The sequence below is a fragment of the Brevibacillus fortis genome, assembly GCF_046196545.1.
Lineage (GTDB): Bacteria > Bacillota > Bacilli > Brevibacillales > Brevibacillaceae > Brevibacillus > Brevibacillus fortis_A.
In genome coordinates, this window is sequence record NZ_CP176370.1 from 5,023,194 (window position 1) to 5,037,363 (window position 14,170).

Genomic DNA, 14,170 nt, shown 5'->3' on the forward strand with positions numbered 1-14,170 from the left:
CTCGTGAGAAGGGCTCCTTTTTGCCTTTACTTGCCTTCAAACCATTTGATCAAAGCTTGCGTGCCGCTATCAGCCTCGCCGTTTGCTGCCAGTTCTTCATAGAGCGATTTGGAGAGCGCGAGTCCTGGTGTCATCAGCCCCATTTCCTCGGCTGCTTCCAATGCGATTCCCATGTCCTTGATAAAATGTTTGACGTAAAAGCCAGGTGCGAAGTTGCCCGCGATCATGCGCGGCGCCAGATTCGACAGCGACCAGCTGCCTGCAGCACCCGCTCCAATGCTCGTCAGCACTCTCTCCGGGTCCAGACCTGCTTTTTTCGCATACGCGATCGCTTCACACACACCGATCATGTTCGTGGCAATACAAATTTGGTTGCACATTTTCGTATGCTGACCTGCACCTGGTCCGCCCTGCAAGACGACGTTTGTCCCCATTATCGTAAACACAGGCTCCATCGCATCAAATACTTCCTGATCACCACCAACCATGATGGTCAATCGTGCTTCCCGTGCCCCCACATCTCCACCAGAGACAGGCGCATCCAGGGAGTATAGCTCGTGCTTTTTGGCTTCCTCATAAATATGTTTCGCCAGCGACGGCTTCGATGTCGTCATATCGATCAAATAAGTGCCTGGCTTCGCATTTGCCACAATTCCGTCCGCGCCGAGATACACTTCCTCGACATCAGATGGGTAGCCGACCATTGTGATGATGACGTTTGCCTCTTTTGCCAGCTCACTGACATGTTCCTTCCAGATCGCACCAGCTGCCAGCAAATCTGCCGCTTTTTCCTTTGTACGCGTGTACACCAGCACTGTATATCCTGCTTGCAGAAAATGGGTTGCCATGCTTTTCCCCATGACACCCGTTCCTACAAATCCAATGATTCTTTCACTTACAGATAAAGTCATGTTGAACCACTCCTTCGTTTCTCTCTTTCCTGTTATCTCGACAATTGTACTTCTCGAATCTATCCGAATATTCCTGCTACGCGCCTTCTGTGTTTAAATGGGAAAAAGGACATATGTCCTTTTTTTTCGCGCGCAAATGCCTTTTACTAAAGAGGGTATAGCCTGCAAACAAACTAGCAGGAGGCTTGATACATGAAAGAACTTCACGACCGCCCCCTTTTGCATACGCTGGTGCAAAATAGTCCCTTGCCCGATATTTTTGATGCCGTTACTCTCCATGAAATCCGCCTGTATCAGGCTGAGAAAGGTGACATCCTCTGTTCGAAGGGCGATCAGCTTCACCACATGTATTTCATTCCGAAGGGAAAAATCAAAATTTTCACAACGCTTCCTAACGGAAAATCTTTGTTGCTGCGCTTTAACAATCCACTCGCGATTATCGGAGATGTTGAGTATGTCACACAATGCGAGGTCCGCAATACGGTTGAGTTTGTCCATCGCAGTCTCGTGGTCAGTCTCCCCTTCAAGGTTTTGCAGGAAAACTACCAGAATCACCCGCCTTTTTTGCAATTCATTCTACATAAAATCAGTCACAAGCTGCATACATCATCGAACTCAACCAGCCTGAACCTGCTGTATCCCGTTGAAAATCGCTTTGCCAGCTATTTGCTCTCCACGCTGTCCAGCGATACAGGGTCGACTGCTTCCGAGGAGCTAAAGACTGCGAAGCTGACGGAGGTAGCCGAGCTGTTGGGCACCAGCTACCGACATTTGAATCGGGTCATCCGCAATCTTTGCGCAGCATCCGTGATCGAACGCAAAAAAAGCGCACTGATTATCAAGGATCGAGAAAAAATCAGTGAGCTTGCGAGCGGAAATATCTATGAGTAATCAACCATATAGGAGGTCATATTGTGCAAGGCATTCTCTTTTCGTTACTCGCTGGCGTTTTTATTTGTCTACAAAGCGTGTTCAATGCGCAAGCCAGTACAAAGCTCGGACTGTGGCAAACCAATGCGATTGTTCACGCCATAGGCTTTCTTGTATCGTTCGCGATCTTTCTCTACGTTCGTGATGGCGATTGGAAAAGCATCGGGGAAGTCAACAAGGTGTATTTGCTTGGAGGCGTTTTCGGGGCGCTCATTGTTTTTAGTGTGATGAAAGGCATTACGACCATCGGCCCTGCCTACGCCGTATCGATTCTGCTCATCTCCCAATTGCTCGTCGCTCTCCTCATTGATTCTCTCGGCCTGTTCGGTGTGCAAAAGGTTCCGATCACCTTGAACAAAATCATCGGAATCGTCATCATGATCGCAGGGGTAGTAGTGTTCAAATTCAAATAAAGGAGGAGGGCACTACCGCCCTCCCCTACAGGATCAATTGCTCCGGATTCAGCCCCAACAGCGCCTCATGCACAAACCTTCCGTCTTTTCGAATGAGTACATCGTCAAACCAGATTTCACCACCACCGTATTCCGGACGCTGAATGCAGATCAGGTCCCAGTGAATCGCGCTGCGGTTGCCGTTATCCGCCTGATCATAGGCACGACCCGGTGTGAGATGGAAGCTGCCATTGATTTTTTCATCAAATAAAGTATCGCCCATCGGGTGCAAAATGTACGGGTTAAACGCAATGGCGAATTCACCGATGTAGCGTGCACCTTCATCCGTGTCCAATATTTCCAATAGGTTGTCCGTATGGTTAGCGTATGCCTCGACAATCTTTCCTTCCCGAAAGGTAAACCGGACGTTTTCAAACGTCGTACCTTTGAAGTTGCTAGGCGTATTGTAGCTGATCGTCCCGTGAATCGAGTCACGCACGGGAGATGTATACACTTCGCCATCGGGAATGTTTCGTTTGCCTACCGCTGTCCGCGTCCCAATCCCTTTGATCGAAAACGTCAGGTCTGTCCCTGGTCCGACGATGCGCACCTTGTCCGTCTTGTCCATGAGATCGTACAACGGTTGGCAAGCATCGGCCATTTTCTGATAATCGAGCGAACATACGTTGAAATAAAAATCCTCAAACGCTTCTGTCGTCAAGTTGGCCTTTTGAGCAAGGGCGGAGGTCGGGTAGTTAATGCGCAGTCCCGTAATTTGATTGTCAACATGGTGAAAAATGGAATCATACGCTTCTGCGTACAGACGGTACTTCTCCTGCGGAACATCCTTCATCTCACTGTCATTCGTCTCGCCATGAATTCCGATATAGCCCTGCATGCCAAACCACATATCCTTTTCCCACTGAACGATCTGGGCAAGCTGCTGTTCCGTTATCCCTTTCAACCATTCCCGTTGGACTTTTGGCCGTACAAAGCGCAAGTGGGGATACGCTCCCTTTGCATACAGCCGCTTCACCAATTCCATTGCCAGCGGTTCTCCTTCATCCACGACCATGATCATAATATGCTGCTTTGCTTGCACATCCAGGCTGTACGAAATTAAGTTGTCTGCTATTTTTCCTAGTCTTTCATCTCTCATCACGCACGCATCCTTTCCAGATTTTCATTGCTCTTCCAGCATAACGCGCGTTTGTCAGAGGAATATCATCGGGAAAATCGTGATCTCCACTGTTGTGGTCGGGAGAAGGACAGCTGTGGATGATTTCGTGCGTTTTAGGCGTTTTGCAAGTTTGTACAAAGAAGTTCTTGAGATCATTGTACTGCATTCACCTTCTAAGATTTGCTTTCAAACAATAACGAGAAGCTGCGTAGAAGAAGCGAATTTCCAGTCCAAGCGCCTCTGGAGCCCAACCTACCTTCGGAATAAATGGCGGGGAATTTCAGCTTCACTTATGGAACCCTTCAGCGAAACTTCTACGTTTGAAGCCCTCCCGCCATTTATTCCGAAGCGGACAGTCATACCTCTTGCGGGGCGTAGGCCGAAGCGTAGACTGGAAATTCGCTTCTTCCCCCACTACCGCCCATTTCATACAAAAAAAGCGATGCTAAGGAACTTGCCCTGCACCGCTTCTCCATGATTCACTTTCCTAACCGCTTGTGCTGGACATCTTCCACACGCTGACTGATCCTCGCGAGTACAAAGGCGATGATGACCGAGAATATCACAATGCCGTAAAATCCGGCTCCGATCCCTATGCCAATCCCTCCAGCGAAAAAGATCATGGCTGCGGAGGTCAGTCCTTTTACTTTCAAGCCATCCTTCAAGATGACGCCTGCTCCCAAAAAGCCAAGACCTGTGACAATCTGTGCAGCCAAGCGCATCGGGTCCATCATCGTTCCGTTACCTGGCGCGCTGTATAGCTTTGTGCTGTAAATAGAAACAAGTGTGATGAGCGTGCAGGCTACGGACACGTACATGTACGTTTTCAGCCCGGCAGGCTTGTTTCTGTGTGAGCGATCCCACCCGATGAACAAACCGAGAATCGCGCTCACCACTACCCGCACATACATTTCCAAGTCATACTGCACATACAACCATTGTAGAGTCTCCATCCTTGTCACCTTCTTATAGCGATAGAGACATGATATGTGCAGATTCGAAAAATAGACCGGCTTTTTCTACATCCTACTCCCTTTCAATCTTCACTTCTGGCCCGACAAAGACTTCAAACAACCGCTCCCAAGGAAGCTTAATCTCTCTATCCGTTAATTCGACGATTTCGCCTTCAAACGTATTCTTGCCTCGCTTCCCGATAACCAGCGATTGATTGGCAAAATAGTTTTCGTACCATTCTTCCGCATGTGGTGTCAGTGCATCGCTTACAAAATCATTGACTTCGTCGTAGTCATCGCCGAGATTCCACTCATTTCCGTTTAACTCTTTTACGAGGTTGCGTGCTTCTGCCATGACTTCATTTCGGTAATGATGGTCATTCACAAACGATGACAATAGCAGATTGATATGGGTTTCTGCCGCATCCACCGTTAAGGGCACACCGAACTGATTTCCTTTTTCCAAAAAGGCTGATCGCTGCAACGCCTGTCCCAACGCGCTTCCCATGTTATTTCCCGCCGTTCCCCATGCCGTGTAGGCGAAAAGTTCCGGCAGCTTTACTTCTTCTTGTAGTCGCTCGATCAGCTCAGGGTCAGCTTTGTTTGTAATCGTAACATCTGTAATGGCGACCTGCTTTCCTTCCTCCAGAAGATCATTGATTTCTTCGACGAACTCATCCAGGTCTTCGCGTCTCTCTGCGTTGCTCTGTCCTTTTTTCTTCGGCGAATTGATCATGAGTACGATATCTGCATTGTCTTCATCCCTCACTGGCTTGCCGCCTGCTGCGATGATATGCTTCTCGACATTTACATCAAAGGTCGTGTCTTCAAACGGCGCCGTCCACTCGCTGCCGTCTATACCCGAATACTCGACTGCTACTTTTGGATGAATGCGCATTTCGTTCAAGGAGAATCGGCTCAATAAGACGGTTCCTACTTCGTCCGCTCCAGGGAAGATCGCTACACGCTCCTCTACATCCAGCTCCTTTACTTTTTTGACCAAGGTCTCACGCTCTGCCCGGTGAAGACCATGAGGAGCAGCGTCATCCTGAGCCAGCACTAAATAATCAATGGTCCCATCTTCAACCCAGTCGATCAACAAGGAGTTAATCTTGTGGTTACGCTCGCGGGCGTTCAAGTAATCTTCTAGCACAGACTCGGGAATCTCCCTTTCCAACTGATCGAGCCGATCCTTTTTTTCCGTCATGCCGAGGTTGTGCACTTCATCATATAAAATCGCCCATTCCCTGATTTGCTCATAGTACTTCAATGTTTCGGGATCAGTCGCCGTCACTGCCAAGCGTTGGATCGTATCGAAGACGTAGATCGGCTTTTTAGAATTTTTGTCTCTCAGTCTCTTAATGGCTTCGATATTCGAAAGGGCATCTTCATAGGACTGTTGATCGGTACGGGACGCAACCAGTCCGCCATATGCCAGCATGCTGACAGAGATGACCGAGCCGTCCACTTTGCTTGCTTGTTTGATCAGCCAATCGCCAATTTCTTCCCCATCTCCCGGAGTCATAAAGTGACCAAGCATGTCTTCATCCGGCATAATCACCTCCACCCCGCCTGCCCGTGCTGACATTTGCGGAAAATACGTATTGACTGGGCGATCATCGAGGGGGACAAGGGCGACTTTGGCAATTGGCTTTGGTGATGCTTTTTTCGCCGCAACTGTACTCGTCTGCGTAAATGGAACCATGCCTGTTACTAGTGCTGCCATAGCCAGTGTCGAAATGACAACGCGCAACTTTTTCATAGATCAATCTCCTTTCAAAATGAAAAGGTTTAATCGAGGACGGCATTCGCTAGACGCAATTGTTCCTGTAATTTCGCCACGTGAATCAAACGCGGAATGGTCTTGTCATGAAACGCGATGGCCGCTGCTGTACCTGCTGCTTGACCTGTAGCCATACAGCTCGGGGTAAGTCTGGTCGTAGCCAGCGCCTCATGTGTCGTAGAGATACAACGCCCTGCCGCAAGCAGGTTGTCAATAGACTGAGGGATCAGGCATCGATACGGAATGTCATAAGCGCCCTCCCCTTCGATATCTGCTGCCACTACGCCTTTGCCAGAAGGATCGTGAATGTCAACCGGATAGCCGCTTCGTGCGATGACATCCGGAAAACGCCTGCCTGTGACCACGTCTTTGATCGTCAAGCTGTACTCTCCGACGATTCTGCGTGTCTCACGGATTCCAATTTGCGTTCCGACTGCGGAGATGGATGCTTTCGCGAAACCGGGAACTTTATTTTTTAAAAATTCAGACATCAATAACACTTGACGTCTCCCTTCTTCCTCCGCTTCCGTCAAATCCTCGACATCTGTTCCATCCAGTCCCTGCACCCGCGTGCAATTGATCAGAACTTCATCGCTCTCGGGCCCTGTGAAAAACAGAACTTGATCCCGATTAATCGGAACACCTGACATCTTCCAATGCGTATAAAAGCCTTGGACACCCGTCAGTGGAATGGACAGCAACTGTGCAAACGGCGTCTTGTGATAAAACTCATCTGGATGGTCAAGCATGTACTGCTTCACCTGCTCCAGATCGACGCCGCGCATGCGAAACTTCATGGTCATCGGCTGTGTCAGCCCATCTGCATCCCGCCCTTTACTCGTCGGCGCTCCCGATAAATAGGCGATATCTGCATCTCCTGTCGCATCGACGAACACCTTGGCCTTGATCTCATACTTGCCCGATTTGCTGGTGAGTGTAACCGAAGTAATCTCTGTCCCCTCTACATTCACCTGATCGACAAAGCTGTGGACAAACAGCTTGACGCCCGCTTCTTTGAGCATTTCCACAGCGACCAGCTTGTAAATTTCCGGATGATACGGCGTGACTGTGCTGACGAATCCTACCGTATCCTGCAAATGTCCAGGCGATCCCCCCTTTTCTTGCAAGCGGTCGACGATTTCCTGTGCAATTCCTTTGATGACTTGCTCGCCTTTCTCCGTATGAAATGTCATCCACGGATAAACAAGCGCAATCGTCGACATCCCTCCGAGAAAGCCGTAACGCTCGATCAGGATCGTTTTGGCTCCCAATCGTCCGCTGGCGAGAGCGGCACTGATTCCTGCCGGTCCCCCGCCTACCACGACTACATCTGCTTCTACTACTCGAACCATCTGTACTCACTCCTTGTAGAACTTCCTTTCAATCCATGCTTCCTCTAGTCTTTGAGGCCCGTCATCGATACACCCTCGATAAACTGCTTTTGGGCGAAAAAGAACACGATCAAAAGCGGTAAGGTCGCCATGACGGATGCACTCATCAGATGATGCCAAGCTGTCCCAACTTCATCGGTAAACAAGGACAATGCGAGCGGCAGCGTCATCAGCTCTCTGTCGTTGATGAAAATGAGCGGATCATAAAACTCGTTCCAGCTCGTCAAAAACGTAAAAATCGTCAGCGTCGCGATAGCTGGCTTCGCCAGTGGCAGCATGATGCTCCAGTAAATCCGCCAACGCGAGCAGCCATCAATCATCGCCGCTTCCTCCAATTCTTTCGGAATCCCAAGGAAAAATTGGCGCATGACGAACACACCAAAAATTCCGCCTGCCCCGAAAATGGGAAGCACAATCAGCGGCACATGCGTATTGATAAACCCAAGCATGCGCATGAACAAAAACATCGGAATCGACGTCACTTCATGCGGGATCATCATCGTAGACAGCAGTACCAGAAAAACGATATTGCGTCCACGAAACGGAATTCGGGCAAACGCATAGCCCGCAATCGAGGCAAATAATACCGTTCCAACCGTAACCAGAATCGCAATGTACAGGCTATTCCAATAGAACAGATGAAACGGCGTATTCGCCAAAACCTCCGTGTAGTTCTCCAAGCGGATCGACGAAGGGATAAGCTCTGGCGGAAAGACGAATATTTTGGCCGGCTCTTTTAACGATGTGGAAAGCATCCACAAAAAAGGCACCAGCATCAGTAGGGAGATCGCTCCTAACGCTACATAGTGACCGCCAATCCCCAATAACTTTTCTGCTTGTAATCCGTGGCGATTACTCTTCATGGAACACCCACCTTTTTCTAAACTGCCACTGCAAGAGCGTAAAGACTAAAATGATAAAGAACAGCACAAAGGCAAGTGCAGACGCATAGCCGAATTCAAAATTTTTAAAGGCACGCTCCCATATGTAATAGACGAGCACCTTTGTACTGTTGTCGGGGCCACCCTGGGTCATGACGTAAATCTGCCCAAACACCTTGAGCGAGCCGATGATCGTCAACAACGTGGTTAAAAAAACCGTCGGACTGATCATCGGGATCGTAATCTGAAACAATTGACGCGTCCGACTGGCCCCATCAATGCGCGCCGCCTCGTATAAGTGAACAGGCACCTGCTGTAAGGCAGCGATGAACAGAACCATGTTCAAGCCCACATTTTTCAGGACACTTGTCACGATCACCACCGGCATCGCCAGCTTTGGATTGTAAAGCCATGAGGGGCTTGTAATCCCGAACATCTGCAAGATTTGATTGATAAACCCTGTGTCTGTCGCAAACAAATACTTCCACACAATCGCCCAGACGATTAGCGATGTCATGACCGGCACAAAAATGGCCGTGCGGAAAATCCCGATCCCCGGCAGCTTACGCACGAGCAGTAAGGCCAACCCCAACGCCAACACGATATTCAGAGGGACGAGACCAGCCGAGAACGTAAATGTATTGCCCACGACCGTCCAAAATTCGGCATCCTGAAAGATCGCTCGGTAATTTTCCAAACCAATAAATTCGGCTTCCCCCAGTAACGGCCAATCCGTAAAGCTCATGTACAGCGCGAGCAAGAGCGGACCAAGCAACAGCACCACAAACCCGATGACCATCGGACTTATAAACAGCCATCCTGTCAGATTCGCTTCCCCGCTGAAGGATCTTTTCCTTGTGCCACTTGTTCTCTTGTCAGGAGAGAGCGGGACATTCAACTTGCTCTCCATACGATCCCTCCTCAGTTGTCAATCGCATTCCGCAATGCATGGATGGAACGGCGAATTTCATCCTCGGTCCTCCCGATCGCCATCGCTCCAGCTAACAGGACACGAACTCCCGTTTCCCGTAGAGCTACGATATCCTCCGCCACAATTTTTCGCTGTGTCGGGACGATAATCGGGATGCCTGCCTTTTCTACGATGTACCGATAGGTGAGCAGGTCGGCAAACGTAAGCCTCGTGCCATACTCACTCCCCGGAATAATCGACGCCTCCAATGCGGTCATGGGAAAATGCTTTACAGCTTCCAATCGGTTCAAATCAAACTGATCATCGATGGCAAACGTACTTGCCACCCCTTCGATTTTCAAAAGGGACGCTGGCAAATGATGACCATAGATGGAGATGAAGTCGATTCCCAGTGAATCGAACTGCTTGATTTCCTCGGGATTGAGCTCCTCCATTGACCCGCCCGGAACAATGCCAATCGGCCCTGCGAACTGGCTGCGTATCTTTTGGAGAAAGTCCATATATTCAGCCAGCGGACCGAACCGATTGCCGCTGGCACGATGGTACACATTGATGTGCATCTTCAAACCATCTGCGCCTTCCTCCATCGCTGCTCTGGCCAAGGTCTCATCGTTTTGCGGGAGACTGACCATGAGCAGAAACGGCTTCTCTTCCAGTGCCTGTCGAAAACGATTCATCGTAACCTTCCTCTCAAGTCACAACGGCCTGTATCCCAGACCGTTGTGACGAGCTTACTTTTTCATGATCGGATTGACTTTCTCTTCCAGCGACTTCACGATATCCGCTGGCTGTGCCGTTTGACCGAATAATTGATCAAACCCAGCCAGTATCGTCGTGTCGATTTTTTGCCAGTCCACGTGGCCTGGTTGCAGGTGTGCCTTAGGCATTTCATCGATAACCGCCTGCTTGATGTGTGCAGGGTCAGGGTTGCCTGGAACATTCAAAAACGGTTCGGAATTCAGCACAGACAAGCGCGGCGGTACAAAGTAAGTCGAGGTCTCCTGGACACCTTGCTCACTCGCGAGGAACTTGAGGAATAGCTTGGTCTCCTCCAGGTGCTTTGTTCCTTTGAAAATCGAATACCCTGCCTGACCGAGCATTGGTGCCGAGCCTTTTGAACCCGCTGGCATAGGAGCAATGTCCCACTTGAAGTCCTTGATCGTCCGCGCCTTCGAAACGTAGCTGTACACATCAAAGAACATGCCAATTTTGCCTGATTCAAAGCTGACCTGCTCACCCGCCTTCGGATGCGACCCATCTGTAAACATCATCCGTTGGAGCATGTTGAGTGTCTCCACCCCATATTGGTCATTCCATGTAAACTGATTCATTTCTTTGTTGAACGGGCCGCTGCCATTTGACCATGAATAGGAAGACAGGATGATCCACGTTTTCCAATCGCGGAAGAAGTTGGCCCCGTAAATTTTGCTCGCTCCGGTTCCGCTCGAGATCGCCTGCGCCGACTTTTCGAATTCCTCCCACGTCCATTTTCCTTCTTTCGCTAGGTCGTTCGGCGATTTCAAGCCTGCCTTGTCAAACAAGTCTTTGTTGTAAAACATCACGGTAGGCGGGGTAGAAAACGGCAGTCCGTACAATTTGTCGTCTTTTTGGAACAGCTCAAGCGTCGACGGAATAAAGTCGTCCAGCTTAAAAGCAGCGTCGTTCTTTACATCCGAGACATCTTCCAATATCCCATTCTCCATAAACTGCGGCACCATTCGCTCAGACACCCAACCGATGTCAGGCAGCTCCTGACCAGCAGCCAGCACCGTCACCTTTTGCTGGTAATCGGGGAATGGCACAGATTCCAGCTTCACTTTGATGGTTGGGTTTTGTTGCGTAAATTTTTCAGAGAGCTTCGTATACAGGTCCAGGTGGGCTTGGTTGCCCCATGTCAAAAACGTAAGCTCGACTGCTTCTTTCTTGCCCGTTGCGGAGTCACCAGGAGTCGTCGCGGTGTTGCTGCACCCAAATGTAAACGCTATCAAAGCAGAAGACAATGCCAACAGGATTGCCTTTTTCATGGCGTACCTCCTTATCTGTTTTCCTTGTCACTAGTATAAAATTGATCGAATAGTAAGATAAATCACGCAAGATTTAGATTTGGTATGAGATTTAAAGATCTTTACTGCCTACGAGATCGCGGTAGCTCCCGGGTGTCATCCCGACTTCCTTTTTAAATACCAGCATGAAATGCTTCGCGCTCTGATACCCTACCAAGCGGGCGATATCATACACCTTCAGCCTCGTCTCGTGTAAAAGCTGCTTGGCGCGGTTCATCCTCGCCTGCGTGATGTAGTCAGAGACATTTTCTCCCGTCTCGGTCTTGAACAATTGACTCAAATATATCGGATTCAAATGAACAGACTCCGCCAGCGTCTGGAGTCGGAGGTCGCCGTCCAAATGATCGTGAATGAATGCTTTTACCTTGCGAATGATTTGTCTTTCTTCTCGATGGCTGCCGTCGACGCTGTTTTCTTCTTCCCTGACTTTCTTTTTGCGATCCAACACTTGCCTGATTTTTGCGAGCGTGCTCACCAGCTCTAATCGATCAATGGGCTTCAAGAGATAGTCGGAGACTTTGTACTTCAACGCTTTCTGTGCGTAATGAAAATCACCATATCCACTAATAATCACGATGGGCAGCTCCTCGTACATCTCCCGAATTTTCCCGATCAGCGCCAAGCCGTCGACTTCTCGCATGCGGATATCCGTCACAATCAAATCAGGCATTTCCGTGCGCAGATAATGCAGGGCATCCTTTCCATTTTCCGCCTCTGCCATGACGGCAAAACCAGACGTTCCTTTTTCAATTAACATTTTCAAGCCTTCCCGAATCATTCGTTCATCTTCCACCAGCAATACTTTGTACATGGCGTGATTCTCCCTTCTGGAAATCGAGTGGAATCTTCATCGTAATTTCCGTGCCTTGATCCGGTCTGCTCACAATTGTCAGCCCGAACTCATCCCCGAACAATAAGGTCAGCCTCTGGGAAATGTTTCGCAATGCTGTCCCATTGTGTGCGTTTCCTGTCATCTCATGCTGCTGCATAGGCGTGCGCAGACTTGCGAGCAGACGACTTAATGTTTGCTCAGACATTCCCTTGCCATTGTCCCTCACGCTGATTTGCATCACACCCTCCTGACAAAGTGCCGTGAGCCATATCGTCCCTCCCTGTTCCTGATGCTCAATCCCGTGTACAATTGCATTTTCAAGCAATGGCTGTAGCAGCAGCTTGGGGATACGCTGATCCGACAGACTCTCTTCCACTTCCATATACACCTGAAGGCGATCTCCCAGACGAATCTTTTGGATACGGACGTAGGATTCTAACGAGACGAGCTCTTGCGCAAGCGTAACGTGCCCATCCTCCCGAGCGACCGTATAGCGCATGAGTTTTCCGAGCGAAGAAACCATGTCGGACACATCGTAATTCCCTGAGCGGATCGCCATCATGTTGATCGATTCGAGTGTGTTGTAAATAAAATGCGGATTGATCTGGCTCTGCAAGGCTGCCAGCTCCGCCTCCCGCTCGCGCAAGCTGCTAAGATACACCTCATTGACAAGGCGGTTGATTTCCTCGACCATCTGATTAAATTGCTCGCTCAGCTTCCCGATCTCGTCTTGGGAATCGACAGGAACTCGTTCATGGAAGTTACCTCGCTTTACTTGCAGCATTTTTTCTTTCAATTGAACGAGCGGCTTGCTGAGCGAATAGGAAAAATAAATCGCGAGCCCGCCAGCGACCAGTAAAAACATGGCCGCAATCAGCATCGTAAAACTGCGCAAGCTATTGGATTCTGCGAGCAAGATATCGAGCGGAATCAGACTGATCACCACAAGCCCCGTCTCTCTCGATTGATGATCCACGAAGAGATATCGCTGTCCCTGAATCATCATCTGATTCGTATCCCCACGATTGATCCCGTCAGTTTCTTGCAGCAAAGTACGATAGCCTGGCGAGCCTTCGCTCTCCCTCTTTTCATAAAACAGCTCGTTCCCCTCATTGACGATGATCAAGCTCCCGTCCTTGGTAAAAGGCATATCGGCCAAAATTTGGTCAAACATGTCCATTTTCATATCGATTTTAATAATTCCGAGTGGTACTTTCGTATACGGCTCTCGCAATAACCGAGCCACTGACACATAGCGCTCACCAGAGGCATCCAAATAATAGTCGGGCCGATGCTGTGGAATAATGACAGCTGCCCCCTGTTCCTTGATCACGGGCGAATACCATCCCTCTTCTGCCAAATCTCCCTTGCTCTTCATGATGGACGGGTCCAGATTGGAAAAAATCATGCCATTCCCCGCGATGATTTGAATGCCTTTTACTTCCGGTCGGCTATAGGAAAGGCTGGATATATACAGCGTCATCTTCTCCCTTTTTTCCATGGCGAGAAAAGAAGTAGCTGACGTATTTGTTTGAATTTCTTTTAAAATGGACAGGACTTCTGGATCGTAGAGCGGCATGAGTGATAAACGCTTCACCTCCCGTATATTGCGCTCCAGGTTGCGATTGATCTGACCCACAATCTGTCCCGTGTATTCAGCTGTTCTCCATTCCGTTGAAGCCGAAAACTTGCTGTACGTGATGATTCCTTGCAAGCTTAACGGGATTGCGATCAAGCAGAGGAAAAGCGTGAGAATCTTCGCCCGCAGTGTTCCTTGCAAAAAAAGCGTCGAGACTTTCCTTTTCATGATGGCCCCTTTCCACTTGTTTGAATAATCAGTATTTTGTTCATCAAAAAATCCGTCAGGTCAAAATCCTGACGGTCTGTTCCTCAGTCTATTTCGATGCCCATGTAGAGACAATC

General features: G+C 49.2%; 13 protein-coding genes. 2 read left to right on the forward strand and 11 right to left on the reverse strand.

Going from position 1 to position 14,170, the window contains the following annotated elements:
- Window positions 1–26: 26 nt before the first annotated feature.
- On the reverse strand, window positions 27–947 hold the full coding sequence (locus ACKKE8_RS24640) for an NAD(P)-dependent oxidoreductase (RefSeq protein WP_409179196.1): 921 nt from the start codon (window positions 945–947) through the stop codon (window positions 27–29).
- A gap of 156 nt (window positions 948–1,103) precedes the next feature.
- On the opposite strand from ACKKE8_RS24640, the gene ACKKE8_RS24645 reads away from it, so the two are divergent.
- Window positions 1,104–1,802: a cyclic nucleotide-binding domain-containing protein gene (locus ACKKE8_RS24645; protein ID WP_409175327.1), complete on the forward strand. Its 699-nt coding sequence runs from the start codon at window positions 1,104–1,106 to the stop codon at window positions 1,800–1,802.
- A gap of 23 nt (window positions 1,803–1,825) precedes the next feature.
- Complete coding sequence (locus ACKKE8_RS24650; RefSeq protein ID WP_409175328.1) at window positions 1,826–2,254, forward strand: DMT family transporter; 429 nt, start codon at window positions 1,826–1,828, stop codon at window positions 2,252–2,254.
- A 25-nt stretch (window positions 2,255–2,279) separates the two neighbouring features.
- Here ACKKE8_RS24650 and ACKKE8_RS24655 read toward each other — a convergent pair whose 3' ends face one another.
- From ACKKE8_RS24655 to ACKKE8_RS24700, 10 genes are all read right to left on the reverse strand, one after another.
- Window positions 2,280–3,392 (reverse strand): aminopeptidase, encoded by a 1,113-nt coding sequence (locus tag ACKKE8_RS24655; RefSeq protein WP_409175329.1) that lies wholly within the window; start codon window positions 3,390–3,392, stop codon window positions 2,280–2,282.
- Window positions 3,393–3,892: 500 nt separating this feature from the next.
- A complete protein-coding gene (locus ACKKE8_RS24660) occupies window positions 3,893–4,366 on the reverse strand; it encodes an MgtC/SapB family protein (RefSeq protein ID WP_106785905.1) in 474 nt (157 codons plus the stop codon).
- Between the two features lie 73 nt (window positions 4,367–4,439).
- A complete protein-coding gene (locus ACKKE8_RS24665; protein ID WP_409175330.1) occupies window positions 4,440–6,128 on the reverse strand; it encodes a DUF4127 family protein in 1,689 nt (562 codons plus the stop codon).
- Between the two features lie 29 nt (window positions 6,129–6,157).
- Window positions 6,158–7,501, reverse strand: a complete 1,344-nt coding sequence (locus ACKKE8_RS24670; protein ID WP_409175331.1) for an FAD-dependent oxidoreductase — start codon at window positions 7,499–7,501, stop codon at window positions 6,158–6,160.
- A gap of 44 nt (window positions 7,502–7,545) precedes the next feature.
- Complete coding sequence (locus ACKKE8_RS24675; RefSeq protein ID WP_409175332.1) at window positions 7,546–8,403, reverse strand: carbohydrate ABC transporter permease; 858 nt, start codon at window positions 8,401–8,403, stop codon at window positions 7,546–7,548.
- Window positions 8,393–9,331, reverse strand: a complete 939-nt coding sequence (locus ACKKE8_RS24680; RefSeq protein ID WP_409175333.1) for a carbohydrate ABC transporter permease — start codon at window positions 9,329–9,331, stop codon at window positions 8,393–8,395. The genes ACKKE8_RS24675 and ACKKE8_RS24680 overlap by 11 nt, the downstream gene beginning before the upstream one ends.
- 11 nt (window positions 9,332–9,342) lie before the next feature.
- Complete coding sequence (locus tag ACKKE8_RS24685; RefSeq protein WP_409175334.1) at window positions 9,343–10,029, reverse strand: hypothetical protein; 687 nt, start codon at window positions 10,027–10,029, stop codon at window positions 9,343–9,345.
- A 54-nt stretch (window positions 10,030–10,083) separates the two neighbouring features.
- Window positions 10,084–11,376 (reverse strand): ABC transporter substrate-binding protein, encoded by a 1,293-nt coding sequence (locus ACKKE8_RS24690; protein ID WP_409175335.1) that lies wholly within the window; start codon window positions 11,374–11,376, stop codon window positions 10,084–10,086.
- A 91-nt stretch (window positions 11,377–11,467) separates the two neighbouring features.
- Entirely contained in the window at window positions 11,468–12,226 is a 759-nt protein-coding gene (locus ACKKE8_RS24695; RefSeq protein ID WP_409175336.1) for a response regulator, read from the reverse strand.
- Complete coding sequence (locus ACKKE8_RS24700; protein ID WP_409175337.1) at window positions 12,198–14,054, reverse strand: sensor histidine kinase; 1,857 nt, start codon at window positions 14,052–14,054, stop codon at window positions 12,198–12,200. The genes ACKKE8_RS24695 and ACKKE8_RS24700 overlap by 29 nt, the downstream gene beginning before the upstream one ends.
- Window positions 14,055–14,170: the final 116 nt, after the last annotated feature.

Bases quoted from the DNA above. Each gene is read 5' to 3' on its own strand.
- ACKKE8_RS24665 (WP_409175330.1), bottom strand. From the start codon at position 6,128: ATGAAAAAGTTGCGCGTTGTCATTTCGACACTGGCTATGGCAGCACTA.
- ACKKE8_RS24675 (WP_409175332.1), bottom strand. From the start codon at position 8,403: ATGAAGAGTAATCGCCACGGATTACAAGCAGAAAAGTTATTGGGGATT.
- ACKKE8_RS24680 (WP_409175333.1), bottom strand. From the start codon at position 9,331: ATGGAGAGCAAGTTGAATGTCCCGCTCTCTCCTGACAAGAGAACAAGT.
- ACKKE8_RS24670 (WP_409175331.1), bottom strand. From the start codon at position 7,501: ATGGTTCGAGTAGTAGAAGCAGATGTAGTCGTGGTAGGCGGGGGACCG.
- ACKKE8_RS24700 (WP_409175337.1), bottom strand. From the start codon at position 14,054: ATGAAAAGGAAAGTCTCGACGCTTTTTTTGCAAGGAACACTGCGGGCG.
- ACKKE8_RS24690 (WP_409175335.1), bottom strand. From the start codon at position 11,376: ATGAAAAAGGCAATCCTGTTGGCATTGTCTTCTGCTTTGATAGCGTTT.
- ACKKE8_RS24660 (WP_106785905.1), bottom strand. From the start codon at position 4,366: ATGGAGACTCTACAATGGTTGTATGTGCAGTATGACTTGGAAATGTAT.
- ACKKE8_RS24685 (WP_409175334.1), bottom strand. From the start codon at position 10,029: ATGAATCGTTTTCGACAGGCACTGGAAGAGAAGCCGTTTCTGCTCATG.
- ACKKE8_RS24645 (WP_409175327.1), top strand. From the start codon at position 1,104: ATGAAAGAACTTCACGACCGCCCCCTTTTGCATACGCTGGTGCAAAAT.
- ACKKE8_RS24695 (WP_409175336.1), bottom strand. From the start codon at position 12,226: ATGTACAAAGTATTGCTGGTGGAAGATGAACGAATGATTCGGGAAGGC.
- ACKKE8_RS24655 (WP_409175329.1), bottom strand. From the start codon at position 3,392: ATGAGAGATGAAAGACTAGGAAAAATAGCAGACAACTTAATTTCGTAC.